General features: G+C 67.9%; 11 protein-coding genes. 10 read left to right on the plus strand and 1 reads right to left on the minus strand.

What is annotated here, in order from left to right; all coding sequences use genetic code 11:
* The first annotated feature begins 52 nt into the window (after positions 1–52).
* Both G3W89_RS10585 and G3W89_RS10590 read left to right on the plus strand, forming a co-directional pair.
* Positions 53–1,261, plus strand: coding sequence for a urate hydroxylase PuuD (locus tag G3W89_RS10585; protein WP_162574039.1), 1,209 nt, complete (start codon positions 53–55; stop codon positions 1,259–1,261).
* A gap of 55 nt (positions 1,262–1,316) precedes the next feature.
* On the plus strand, positions 1,317–2,645 hold the full coding sequence (locus G3W89_RS10590) for a glycerate kinase type-2 family protein (protein ID WP_162574040.1): 1,329 nt from the start codon (positions 1,317–1,319) through the stop codon (positions 2,643–2,645).
* Between the two features lie 159 nt (positions 2,646–2,804).
* Here the strand turns inward: G3W89_RS10590 and G3W89_RS10595 are convergent, their stop codons facing one another.
* Entirely contained in the window at positions 2,805–3,485 is a 681-nt protein-coding gene (locus tag G3W89_RS10595) for a TetR/AcrR family transcriptional regulator (RefSeq protein WP_162574041.1), read from the minus strand.
* Positions 3,486–3,592: 107 nt separating this feature from the next.
* On the opposite strand from G3W89_RS10595, the gene G3W89_RS10600 reads away from it, so the two are divergent.
* From G3W89_RS10600 to G3W89_RS10635, 8 genes are all read left to right on the plus strand, one after another.
* A complete protein-coding gene (locus G3W89_RS10600) occupies positions 3,593–4,618 on the plus strand; it encodes an HlyD family efflux transporter periplasmic adaptor subunit (protein ID WP_162574042.1) in 1,026 nt (341 codons plus the stop codon).
* A complete protein-coding gene (locus tag G3W89_RS10605; protein WP_162574043.1) occupies positions 4,618–6,378 on the plus strand; it encodes an ATP-binding cassette domain-containing protein in 1,761 nt (586 codons plus the stop codon). Before G3W89_RS10600 ends, G3W89_RS10605 begins: the two co-directional genes overlap by 1 nt.
* Positions 6,375–7,496: an ABC transporter permease gene (locus G3W89_RS10610; protein ID WP_162574044.1), complete on the plus strand. Its 1,122-nt coding sequence runs from the start codon at positions 6,375–6,377 to the stop codon at positions 7,494–7,496. Before G3W89_RS10605 ends, G3W89_RS10610 begins: the two co-directional genes overlap by 4 nt.
* An 11-nt stretch (positions 7,497–7,507) precedes the next feature.
* Positions 7,508–8,638, plus strand: coding sequence for an ABC transporter permease (locus G3W89_RS10615; RefSeq protein WP_162574045.1), 1,131 nt, complete (start codon positions 7,508–7,510; stop codon positions 8,636–8,638).
* Positions 8,639–8,651: 13 nt separating this feature from the next.
* On the plus strand, positions 8,652–10,160 hold the full coding sequence (locus G3W89_RS10620; RefSeq protein WP_162574046.1) for an efflux transporter outer membrane subunit: 1,509 nt from the start codon (positions 8,652–8,654) through the stop codon (positions 10,158–10,160).
* Between the two features lie 32 nt (positions 10,161–10,192).
* The gene (locus G3W89_RS10625) at positions 10,193–10,576 is read left to right on the plus strand and encodes a hypothetical protein (RefSeq protein ID WP_162574047.1); all 384 of its coding nucleotides are present in this window, start codon (positions 10,193–10,195) and stop codon (positions 10,574–10,576) included.
* A gap of 97 nt (positions 10,577–10,673) precedes the next feature.
* Positions 10,674–11,120, plus strand: coding sequence for an SRPBCC family protein (locus G3W89_RS10630; RefSeq protein WP_162574048.1), 447 nt, complete (start codon positions 10,674–10,676; stop codon positions 11,118–11,120).
* 6 nt (positions 11,121–11,126) lie between these two features.
* Complete coding sequence (locus tag G3W89_RS10635; protein WP_162574049.1) at positions 11,127–11,897, plus strand: hypothetical protein; 771 nt, start codon at positions 11,127–11,129, stop codon at positions 11,895–11,897.
* The last annotated feature ends 20 nt before the right edge of the window (positions 11,898–11,917 follow it).

The raw sequence follows: 11,917 nt of genomic DNA on the forward strand, positions 1-11,917 counted from the left end.
TCTCTGCTTACAGCGCCCGCAGTGGTGAGCAGTCCAAACCAAGGTTGAGCACATGGAAAGCTACTACCTCGACTGGGCCAACCTGCTGCTGCGCTGGGTCCACGTCATCACCGCCATCGCGTGGATCGGCGCCTCGTTCTACTTCGTGATGCTGGACAACAGCCTCGAGAAGCCGCAAGACCAGGAGTCCCTCGACAAGGGCGTCGGCGGCGAGCAGTGGGCGGTGCACGGCGGGGGCTTCTACAACATGCAGAAGTACGCGCTGGCGCCGAAGAAGCTGCCGGACCACCTGCACTGGTCGTACTGGGAAAGCTATTCCACCTGGCTCAGCGGCTTCGCGCTCTTCACGATGTCCTATCTGTGGAACGCGAGCACCTACCTGATCGACAAGTCCAGGATGGACTGGCAGCCCGGCGCCGCGATCGGCGTGGCGCTGGCCTTCTTCGTCGTCTTCTGGATCGTTTACGACGCCATCTGCCAGATCTTCGGGCAGCGGAAGAACGGCGACACCATTGTCGGCGTGCTGGTGGCGGTCTTCATCGCCTTCGCCGCCTGGCTGGCCTGCCATTGGTTCGCCGGGCGCGCAGCCTTCCTGCTGGTGGGCGCGATGATGGCCACCACCATGAGCGGCAACGTGTTCTTCTGGATCATCCCCGGCCAGCGGAAGAACGTGCAGGCGCTGCGCGAGGGCCGGCCGGTGGACCCGATCCACGGCGCGCGCGGCAAGCAGCGCAGCGTGCACAACACCTACTTCACGCTGCCGGTGCTGTTCGCGATGCTGAGCAACCACTACAGCTTTACCTACACGCACAAGTACAACTGGATCGTGCTGCTGCTGATCATGCTGGGCGGCGCGGCGATCCGGCAGTTCTTCGTGGTGCGGCACCGCTTCAAGCTGGGCAATGCCGGAAACCCGCTGCCCTATGCGATGGTGGGCGTCGTGGTGCTGGGCCTGTCGATCGTGTGGATGCAGCCCGAGCCCGCCGCCGCGCCGATGGCCAGCGCCGCCGCGTCGCAGAAGGTGGCCTTCGGCGAGGTCAAGAAGGTGCTCGAGCAGCGTTGCTACATGTGCCATGGCGCCCAGGTGCAGATGAAGAACGTGCGCCTCGACACGCCCGAGCAGGTCGCGTCGCACGCGCAGGGCGTCTACCAGCAAGCGGTGGTGACGAAGATCATGCCGATGAACAACGCGACTGGCATGACCGATGGCGAGCGGGCGCTGATCGCGAAGTGGTTCGAGGGCGGCGCCAAGACCAACTAGCCCGTGCGGCCCGCGCGACCTGCGGTGGACAATCCGGGCAACGGAGACCGAAAGCATGAATCCATTTCCAGCCTTGCCCGATCCGCAGGCCGCGCCGCGCGATTTCCTCGAACAGCTCTACCGCATCGCGGTGCGCCGCGCTCTGCCGTTGGACAGCATGGGCGCTTGTCTTCCCGAGCCGCCCAAGGGCCGGACGCTGGTGCTGGGTGCAGGCAAGGCCGGCGGTTCGATGGCGCAGGCGCTCGAAGCGCTGTGGCCCGTCAACGCGCCGCTCTCGGGGCTGGTGGTCACGCGCTATGGCCATATCCCGCCGCGGCCCGAGGGGCTGGCGCAGCGCATCGAGATCGTCGAGGCCGCGCATCCGGTGCCGGACGAGGCGGGGCTGAAGGCGGCCGAGCGCATCCTTGCGCTGACGCAGGGCCTCACGGCCGACGACCTGGTGCTGTGCCTGATCTCCGGCGGCGGCTCGGCACTGCTCACGCTGCCTGCCGAAGGGCTGACCCTCGCGGACAAGCAGCGCATCAACAAGCAGCTGCTCGAATCGGGCGCCCACATCGGCGAGATGAACTGCGTGCGCAAGCACCTGTCGCGCATCAAGGGCGGAAGGCTCGCTGCCGCCTGTGCGCCGGCGAAGGTGGTCACGCTCACCATCAGCGACGTGCCGGGCGACGACCCGGCCGTGATCGCCAGCGGACCGACGGTGCCCGATGCGACGACCTGCGCCGATGCGCTCGCCATCCTCGATCGCTATCGCATCGAGGTGCCGGCGGCCGTGCGCGCGCAGCTCGAAAGCGGTGCGCTCGAAACCCCCAAGCCGAACGACGCAGTGTTCAAGGGCCATGCCACGCACCTCATTGCCACGCCGCAGCAGTCGCTCGAAGCGGCGGCCGCGGCGGCGCGCGCGGCCGGCATCGAGGCCCACGTCCTCAGCGACGAAATGGAAGGCGAGTCGCGTGAGGTCGGCAAGGTGCATGGGGCGCTGGCGCGCGCGGTCGCGCTGCGCGGTGCGCCCTTTGCGAAGCCTTGCGTGATCCTGTCCGGCGGCGAGACCACGGTCACCATCCGCCCACGCCAGCCGGGGCAGGCGAAAGGACGTGGCGGCCGGGCCGGCGAGTTCTGCCTCGGCCTCGCGGGTGCACTGGCCGGCCAGAAGAACGTTTGGGCACTGGCGGCCGACACCGACGGCATCGACGGCGTGGAAGACAACGCGGGCGCCTTCGTCACGCCCGACACGCTGGCGCGCGCCGAAGCGGCGGGGCGCAAGCTGACCGATCACCTCGATCGCAACGATGCCTACGGGTACTTCGATGCAATCGGGGATTTGTGCGTGACCGGGCCGACGCACACCAATGTGAACGACTTCAGGGCGTTGCTGGTGTTGTAGATCAGATGTGTCTTCGACGTCGCGAGCATCCAGAGCTTCGGGCAGCATTCGGCCGACGTTCTCGCGGCGCATGGCTTTGACGAAGAGGAGATTGCGCGGCTGCGTGCGCCGGAGGTGCTGCCGCGGCAGATGGCTTGAGGAGGCGAACGGGCGCCGCATTCATCGGCGATGCGCCTTCGCCAACGCCGCCAATCCCGCGAACACATAGCGCATCAGGTCTTCGATCATGCCCTCGCTGTCCTTGGCCATGGCCGGCAGCACCTTGCGCGGAATCTCCTTCGGCGCGACCAGCAGCACGATGCAGGGCAGCACGGAGAACACCAGCGCTCGCTGCACGGCCGGGTGATCGGCCGGCAGCTGCAGGATCTCGGCCAGGAGGCCGAGCAGCAGCTTCGCCTTGGGCCGAACCGCCTTTTCCACCAGGGCTGGCGCCAGCGGTCCCGGTGACATCATTTCCCGGAGCACCACGCGAAAGCCCCAGGGCGCGTTTCCGCGCGGAGAGGGCGCCACCATATGCCCCAGCAGTGCGCGCAGCTTGTCGCGCGGATCGCCGAGCGCGCGCGTCATTTCGACCAGCTCGTCCACGCTCACAATCTGGCGGTGCGCCTCGACCAGTACCTCCTCGTACAAGGCCTCGCGGCTGCCGAAGTGGTAGTTGACCGACGCCATCGGCGTGCCGGCGCGCTCGCAGATCTCCTTGCTGGTGGCGTCGGCATAGCCGCGCTCCGCGAACACCTGGCCGGCGATCTCGAGCAGCAGCGCGCGGGTGGCGGCACCGTCGGGGCGGGGCGCTCGCACGGCGCGCGACGCAGGGGCTTTTTTTCTGGTGGCAGTGGGCATGGCAGAACAATCAATGCGCGCGGATCGAATTGAGTTTGAATTTAAATTCGAATTCGCTAAGATCCAGTCTACTGCATCGACGCGAACGCTGGCGAGAAGGCCCACCCATGAACAAGAAACCCCTCATCCTCGGCGGCATCGCGATCGTGGCGGCGCTGGCTGCGGCCGCTTGGTACTTCAACCGCAAGCCCGTGGACACGTCCAGCCTCGTGCTCTACGGCAACGTCGACCAGCGCCAGGTCTCGCTGGCCTTCAATGGCAGCGATCGCATCGGCAAGCTCAACGTGGAGGAGGGTGACCACGTCAAGGCCGGCCAGGTGCTCGGCGAGCTCGACACCCGCACCCTGAAACTGCGCGCCGCGCAGGCCCAGGCACAGATCGGCGTGCAGGAGCAGGCCTTGCAGCGCCTGAAGGCCGGCAGCCGCCCCGAGGAGCTCGGGCAGGCCCGCGCCAGCGTGGCCGCCGCCGAGGCCGAGGCCGAACTGGCGGGCCAGCAACTGGAGCGCCTGCAGGGCATCCGCCAGACCACCGCCGGCCGCGCCGTCAGCCAGCAGGACCTGGACAGCGCGCTGGCCCGCCGCAAGGTCGCACAGGCGCAGCTGGAGAACGCACGCAAGGCCCGGCAGCTGGTGGTGACCGGTCCGCGCAAGGAAGACATCGCGCAGGCGCGGGCCCAGCTCGAAGTGGCACGCGCCGAGCTCGCATTGCTCGACCGCCAGCTCGAGGAAGCCGAACTGCGCGCCCCGATCGACGCGGTGGTGCGTGCGCGCCTGATGGAACCCGGCGACATGGCCTCGCCGCAACGCCCCGTCTACACCCTCGCGATCATCCATCCGAAATGGGTGCGCGCGTATGTGACCGAGGCCGACCTCGGCCGCGTCCGGCCCGGCATGGCGGCCACGCTCTCGACCGACAGCCACCCCGGGCAGGCGCTCGCGGGGAAGGTGGGCTACATCTCGTCGGTGGCCGAGTTCACGCCCAAGACCGTGCAGACCGAGGCGCTGCGCAGCAGCCTGGTCTACGAGATCCGTGTGCTCGCCGATGACAAGGATGACCGCCTCCGGCTGGGCATGCCGGTCACCGTGCGCCTGCCACTGGACGGCAGCGCGACGCCGGCCGTCGCGGGGCGCTGATGAATGCGACCGCGCCCGCGCCCGCGCTCGCGGGCCATGGCTTGCACAAGCGCTTCGAGCCGAAGGGCGCCAGGCACACGGTGCAGGCACTTGCCGATGTGTCGCTCGAGATTCCCGCCGGCACGCTCAGCGCGCTGGTCGGCCCCGACGGCGCGGGCAAGACCACGCTGCTGCGGCTCGCGGCCGGCCTGATGCGCGCCGACCAGGGCACGCTGCGTGTGCTGGGCATCGACGTAGCGGCCGACCCGCAGGCCGTGCAGGACCGCATCAGCTACATGCCGCAGCGCTTCGGCCTCTACGAGGATCTGAGCGTGCAGGAGAACCTCGACCTCTACGCCGACCTCCATGGCGTGCCGAAGAAGGAGCGCACCGAGCGCTATGCGCGGCTGATGGAGATGACCGACCTCGGCCGGTTCACCGCGCGGCCTGCGGGCAAGCTTTCCGGCGGCATGAAGCAGAAGCTGGGCCTGGCCTGCACGCTGGTGCGTTCGCCGCAACTGCTGCTGCTCGACGAGCCCACCGTCGGCGTGGACCCGCTGTCGCGCCGCGAGCTGTGGGAGATCGTGCGGCAATTGGTCGACGACGAGCAACTGAGCGTGATCATCAGCACCGCGTACCTCGACGAGGCGGAGCGGTGCTCGCGCGTCTTCGTGCTGTACGAAGGCCGCCTGCTCGCGCACGGTGCACCGCAGCAGTTGCGCGACGGGGCGCGCGATCTCTGCTTCATCGCGAAGCCGCCGCGGGGCATGGCGGCGCGCACACTGCAAGCGAAGCTGCTGGATGCGCCGGCCACCGTCATCGATGCGGTGCCGCAAGGCGGCGAAGTGCGCCTGATCCGCCAGCCGGGCGTGGACAGCCGGGCGCTGGCCGCATTGCTCGACGGCGCGCCTTGCGAGCCCGTGCCTGCGCGCCTGGAGGACGGCTTCATGGTGCTGCTGCGTGCCCAGCAGAAAAAGAAGAGCGCGGCAGCGAACATGACGGCCGCCGGCGTGACGGTCGCCGGCGCTGCCGACGAGACAGTGATCGAGGTCAAGGAGCTGGTGCGCAAGTTCGGCGACTTCACCGCCGTGGCCAGCACCAGCTTCAGCGTGCGCCGAGGCGAGATCTTCGGCCTGCTGGGGCCCAACGGCGCGGGCAAGACCACCACCTTTCGCATGCTGTGCGGCCTGTTGCCCGCCAGCAGCGGCTTCCTGCAAGTGGCTGGCGTCAACCTGCGCCATGCGCGCGCGCAGGCCCGCGCGCGCATCGGCTATGTCTCGCAGAAGTTTGCGCTCTACGGCAACCTGACGGTGCAGGAGAACCTGGAGTTCTTCGGCGGCGCCTACGGGCTGCGCGGCGCGCGCCTGCGCGAACGCATGCGCGCCGTGCTCGACCAGTTCGATCTCAGCTGCCAGGAGCAGTCCGCCAGCGGGCTGCTGCCGGGCGGCTTCAAGCAGCGCCTGGCCATGGCCACGGGGCTGCTGCACGAGCCCGAGATCCTGTTCCTCGACGAACCCACCAGCGGCACCGATCCGCTCGCGCGGCGCGAGTTCTGGCGCCGCATCACCGCGCTCGCGGAAGCCGGCGTGACCGTGATCATCACCACGCACTTCATGGAAGAGGCGGAGTACTGCGACCGCATCGTCATCCAGGACGCCGGCCGGGTGCTGGCCATCGGCACGCCGCAGGAGGTGCGCTTGCAGGCGGGCCGCGCGCCGGACATGGAAGAGGCCTTTATCGGCATCGTGACGCAGGCGCGCGAGCGGAGGGCCACGACATGAGCGGCTTTGGTTCGCGTGTGGCCGCCCTCACGCGCAAGGAAACGCGCCAGCTGTTGCGCGATCCGAGCAGCATCGCGATCGGCGTGCTGCTGCCCATCATCCTGATCCTGATCTTCGGGTTCGGGCTCTCGCTGGACGTGAAGAACGCGCCGCTGGCCCTGGTGATGGAAGACAGCTCCCCCACGGCGATGGACGCTGTCGCGGGCCTTCAGCTCACGCCCTACATCTCCCCCGTGATGCTCGGCTCGATGCACGATGCCGAGCTGCTGATGCGCGAGCGCCGGGTCGACGGCATCGTGCGCGTGCCTGGCGACTTCTCGCGCCGGCTCGCGGCCGGCGATGCGCACATCCAGGTCGTGGTGCATGGCGCCGACGCAGGCCGCGCCAGCATCGTGCTGCGCTACGCGACGGCGGCGCTGCAGCAGAACGCGCAACGCCAGGCCGATCGCGGCCAGCCCGCCGCTGCCATCGGACGCGTGAGCGTCGAGCAGCGGCTTTGGTTCAACACTGCCAACACCAGCACCTGGTACCTGGTGCCCGGGCTGATCGTGCTGATCATGACCTTGGTGGGCGCCTTTCTCACCGCCCTGGTGATGGCGCGCGAATGGGAGCGCGGGACGCTGGAGGCGCTCTTCGTCACACCCGTGCGGCCGATCGAGATCCTGCTGGCGAAGATCATTCCCTACTTCGGCGTGGGCATGGTCGGCCTGGCGCTGTGCCTGCTGGCCGCGCGCTTCCTGTTCGAGGTGCCGATGGTCGGATCGCTCGCACTGCTGGTGCTGTGCGCCATGCTCTACATGCTGGTGGCGGTGGGCATGGGGCTGGTGATCTCGGCGGTCACGCGCAACCAGTTCCTGGCCAGCCAGGTCGCGCTGCTCGCGAGCTTCCTGCCCTCGCTGATGCTGTCGGGCTTTCTCTTCGACCTGCGCAACGTGCCCGCCGCGGTCCGCGTGGTGGGGCAGGCATTGCCGGCCACCTACTTCATGGAATTGATCCGCACGCTCCTCCTGGCCGGCGACGTCTGGCCGCTGGTGCTGCGCAACGGAGCCATTCTCATTGCCTATGCCGTGCTGCTGCTCGGCGTGGCGCGTGCAACGACTCGCAAGACGCTGGACTGAGGCCGACCGCCATGAACGCTTCCTTTGTCGACACCGTGCTGCGCATCCTCAACCTGTGCCGCAAGGAATTCCTGGCCGTGCTGAAGGACCCGGCCAGCCGCGCCATCTTGATCGTGCCCGCGCTCATGCAGAGCCTGCTGTTCGGCTATGCCGCCACCTACGACCTCAACCAGGCCGACTACGCGCTGCTCGACCAGAGCCACAGCGCGGCTTCGACGGCGCTGGTCGCGAAGCTCGACGGGACGGGCGTCTTCCACCGTGCCGCGACCTTGCGCAGCGCGGGCGACATCGAGCGCGTCATCGATGCGCAGGATGCGCTCTTCGTGATCCACATCGGTCCGCGCTTCGAGCAGCAGTTGCAGGCCGGCGAAGACGCCGCCGTCCAGCTCATCTTGGACGCGCGCAATTCGAACACCGCGGGCTCCGCCGCCGGCTACGTGAGCGCGGTGGTGGCCGACTTCAACGCGCAGTGGCGCGCACGGCATGGGGGGGCGCAGGCGCCGGTGCGCATCGACTCGCGCGCCTGGTACAACCCCAACCTCGAGACGCGCTGGAACCTGATGCCCGGCATGATTGCCGCGCTCAGCATGCTGCAGACGCTGCTGCTGACCGCGCTCTCGGTGGCGCGCGAGCGGGAGCAGGGCACCTTCGACCAGCTGCTGGTCACGCCGCTCACGCCCACCGAGATCATGATCGGCAAGGCCGTCCCGCCGGTGCTGATCGGGCTGGTGCAATCCACCATCGTGCTCGGGGTCACGCTCCTCTGGTTCAAGGTGCCGATGGCCGGCTCCCTCCTCACCCTCTATGCGGGATTGGCCTGCTTCACCATTGCCAGCGTGGGCATCGGGCTGTCCATCTCGGCGGTGTCGGCCAACATGCAGCAAGCCATGCTCTACACCTTCGTGCTGATCATGCCGCTGATGCTGCTGTCGGGGCTGACCACGCCGGTGCGCAACATGCCCGAGGCGCTGCAGATCGCGACGCTCGCCAACCCGCTGCGCTTCGCCATCGACCTGGTGCAGCGTGTCTACCTCGAAGGGGTGGGCCTGCTGACGGTCTGGCACAACCTCATTCCGCTGGTCGTCATCGCGGCCATCACGCTGCCGCTGGCGGCCTGGCTGTTTCGCAATCGTCTCGTCTGAAAGAGAGCGCGACATGAAGAAACCCCAACGCTCCTCCTCGCTGTCCTTTTGTATTCCCTGGCTCGCGGTGCTGATGCTGGCCGGCGGCTGCGCCGTGGGGCCCGAGTTCAAGGCGCCCACGGCGGAAGTGCCGGCGGATTTCTCGGCCTGGCACGGCGGCTCGGCGGAGCTGCTCGATACGCAGGCGCGCGATGCAGCGGGCATGCCCATTGGCTGGTCGGCCTTCGCCGACCCGGTGCTCGATGCGCTGATGGCGAAGGCGCTCGACGCCAACCACGACCTGCAGACGGCTGCGCTTCGCTTCGCCCAGAGCCGCGTTCAACGCCAGCAAGCCGAGGCCCAGCGCGGGCCGCAGCTCAATGCCAGCGCAGCCGCTGCGCGCCAGCGGCAGAGCGAGTTCGGCTCCGGCACGCGGCTGATCGATGCGCTCAATCCCTCGAACCGCGAGCAGTTGATCGGCGCGCTGAGCGAGCCGCACAACCTCTACCAGGCCGGCTTCGATGCCTCGTGGGAGCTCGACCTCTGGGGCCGCGTGCGTCGCGCTGTCGAGGCGGCCGATGCGGATGTCGACGCGTCGCAAGCCATGCTGGCGCAGGTGCAACTGGCCGTGCAGTCGGAGCTGGCGCGCAACTACTTCGAGTTGCGCACGGCGCAGCGGCAATTGCGCATCGCGCGCGACGATATCGCAGCGAGTGACGAGTCGCTGACGCTGGTGAAGGCCCGCGCCGACGGCGGCTTGACCACCGATCTCGACGTGCGCCGGCAAGCGGCGCAGACCGCAGACCTGCGCGCACGACTGCCGCAACTGCTGGCGCAGGAGGCGCAGACCACCAACCGGATCACGCTGCTGCTCGGCGAGCGGCCCGGCACGCTGCAGGCGCAGCTCGCAGCACCCGCCGATGGGCCCGCAGGCGCGTTGCCCGACCTGTCGCCGGGCTTGCCTTCCGAGGTGGCGCTGCGCCGTCCTGACATCCGGCGGGCCCAGGCGCAGCTGCACTCGGCCACTGCGAGCATCGGCGTCGCGGTGGCCGACTTGTACCCGCACATCACGCTGGGCGCGAACTTCGGTCTTGAATCGGTGGGAAGCCGCAACTTCGGCGAATGGGGGAGCCGGCAATGGTCCATCGGGCCGAGCCTGCAGCTTCCGCTGTTCGATGGCGCAAGGCGCCGCAGCACTGTCACGCTGCGCGAACTGCAGCAGCAGGAAGCCGTGGTGGCGTATCAGCAGGCCGTGCTGAAGGCCTGGCACGAGATCGACGATGCGCTGAGCGCCTACGCCGCCGAGCGGCAGCGGCATCTTCAGCTTGCGGACAAGGAGCGGCAGAGCCGCGATGCGTGGGAGCTGGCGCGGGTGCGCTACGCGCATGGGCTGACCGACTTCCTGGTGCAACTCGACGCGCAGCGCACGCTGCTGCAGGCGCAGCGCGACCAGGTGGACAGCGGAGGGCGGCTGGCGATGGATCTGGTGATGCTGACCAAGGCGCTGGGCGGGGCCGAGGACCGGAACGCAGCGCGGCGCTAGTGCGATCGGATCTCTGGCATGCTGGGTCCGTCATGAAACTGGATCCGTTCGTCAGCGTCGATGGAGTCCCGTTCACGATCTCGCAAGAAGAGATCGTGAAGATGCGCGGCCAGCCCATCGAAGCCGGCCGGAACAGCGTCGGGCTGAACGAGCTCGACTATGCATCGGTGGTCTACCGGTTTCAGGACAGTGGCAGGCTGGAGGAGGTCACCATGCAGGCGACGGTGGTGAACTTCGGCAATGTGGCGGTGCCATTCGATGCGCTGCCGTCGTTCGTCCAGCAGCAGGATCCCGGGGTGTTCGAGCGGGCAGGCTTTGTCGTCAGCCCGCGCTTCGGGCTGGCCTTCGACCCCTGTCAGCCGCACTGGGTGACGGCGCTCGCGGCGCATTGTCTCGATGCGTGGCGGGCCCTGTGAAACGGCGGCTTGGCAGGATTCGCGGTTCCCTGGTCCTTGTGGCGCCGGCCGATCCTTCGTAGGCTCGGGGTTTCGCGTCCATCATCCAAGGAGAACCATGAGTACCAACACAGTCAGGCTGCATCGTGTCATTGCCGCGAAGCCGGAAAAAGTCTATCGGGCGTTCATCGACGCCGACGCCAAGGCGCGTTGGCTGCCGCCGAATGGCTTCACCGGGAAGGTCCACAGCATGGACGCCACGGTGGGCGGCAAATACAAGATGTCGTTCACCAACTTCACGACGGGCAAGAGCCACTCGTGGGGCGGCGAATACCGCGAGCTGGTGCCCAATGAGCGCGTGCGGTACACGGACGTCTTCGACGATCCGAACCTGCCCGGAGAAATGCACGTTACCGTCACGCTGAAGCAGGTCCTCGTCGGCACCGAGCTGAACATCGTCCAGGAAGGCATCCCCGAGATGATTCCCCTGGAAGCGTGCTACCTGGGCTGGCAGGAGTCGCTGCTGAACCTGGCGAGGCTGGTTGAACCAGAGATCAACGACTAGCCCCGGATGACCCTGTCCCCTTCGCCGTGTCGTGCACGAGACGTCCTTGTGTCCTACTTCTGGAGCGGCGATGCTGTCCGCAGTCGAAGCGTGAGCGATGTCGTGCTCTCGGGCCTCCTCGGCATGCCTGTGCTGCCTGCAAGGCTGTTGGCAGATTGCGAAAGGGAGGTATCGATGCGCCTGGGCCTGGAGCCCGGGGACGTCGAGGCATTGTCGTTGGCGCGAGCGCGTGCGCGCTGGCCTGACTTCAGGCATTGCGTCCAGGCGGTGTCCCATTGGACCCGCACGCTCGGCCTCAAGCAGGTGCTGGCGTCCAGCGAAGTCGCACTGATGGCTTGCCGCGGCGCGAGGTACCACCATGACGGCGCGCACTACGGCGGCGCGGCCTTTTGCAATCTCTTCCTGAGCGAGGACAAGGGACTGGACCTGCACCTTCCCGCCGCAGGTCGCCGAATTCCCCTTGCCAGGGGCACCGCAGTGATCTTCGATACGGGCCAGCCGCACGCCGTCATCAGGCGGCACAGCGGCAGCTTCGATTCAACCGACTTCGGGCCCGAGCAAGATTGCACCCAACTGTTCCTGACCTGGGAGCTTCCCATCGAACATGCCGATGTCGGGCGCGTGCTTCGTGTCGACTTCGACGTCGACCCTTCGACCTCGTTGCAACTCGATGAAGAGCAGGTCTGGGTGAATGGCGCACAGGCTCGCGTATGCCCGGGTTCCGGCCGCTGGCTCCCCGGCAACGGGTCGCTGAAAGTTACCGCGGACGTGATTTGATTCGCGCGTGTAGCGCCAGG

The sequence above is a fragment of the Variovorax sp. PBL-H6 genome (genome assembly GCF_901827155.1).
Classification (GTDB): domain Bacteria; phylum Pseudomonadota; class Gammaproteobacteria; order Burkholderiales; family Burkholderiaceae_C; genus Variovorax.

What these genes read in the sequence shown, in the direction of transcription:
- G3W89_RS10600 (WP_162574042.1), top strand. Translation starts at nt 3,593, where the DNA reads ATGAACAAGAAACCCCTCATCCTCGGCGGCATCGCGATCGTGGCGGCG.
- G3W89_RS10610 (WP_162574044.1), top strand. Translation starts at nt 6,375, where the DNA reads ATGAGCGGCTTTGGTTCGCGTGTGGCCGCCCTCACGCGCAAGGAAACG.
- G3W89_RS10595 (WP_162574041.1), bottom strand. Translation starts at nt 3,485, where the DNA reads ATGCCCACTGCCACCAGAAAAAAAGCCCCTGCGTCGCGCGCCGTGCGA.
- G3W89_RS10615 (WP_162574045.1), top strand. Translation starts at nt 7,508, where the DNA reads ATGAACGCTTCCTTTGTCGACACCGTGCTGCGCATCCTCAACCTGTGC.
- G3W89_RS10625 (WP_162574047.1), top strand. Translation starts at nt 10,193, where the DNA reads ATGAAACTGGATCCGTTCGTCAGCGTCGATGGAGTCCCGTTCACGATC.
- G3W89_RS10605 (WP_162574043.1), top strand. Translation starts at nt 4,618, where the DNA reads ATGAATGCGACCGCGCCCGCGCCCGCGCTCGCGGGCCATGGCTTGCAC.
- G3W89_RS10630 (WP_162574048.1), top strand. Translation starts at nt 10,674, where the DNA reads ATGAGTACCAACACAGTCAGGCTGCATCGTGTCATTGCCGCGAAGCCG.
- G3W89_RS10635 (WP_162574049.1), top strand. Translation starts at nt 11,127, where the DNA reads ATGACCCTGTCCCCTTCGCCGTGTCGTGCACGAGACGTCCTTGTGTCC.
- G3W89_RS10590 (WP_162574040.1), top strand. Translation starts at nt 1,317, where the DNA reads ATGAATCCATTTCCAGCCTTGCCCGATCCGCAGGCCGCGCCGCGCGAT.
- G3W89_RS10585 (WP_162574039.1), top strand. Translation starts at nt 53, where the DNA reads ATGGAAAGCTACTACCTCGACTGGGCCAACCTGCTGCTGCGCTGGGTC.
- G3W89_RS10620 (WP_162574046.1), top strand. Translation starts at nt 8,652, where the DNA reads ATGAAGAAACCCCAACGCTCCTCCTCGCTGTCCTTTTGTATTCCCTGG.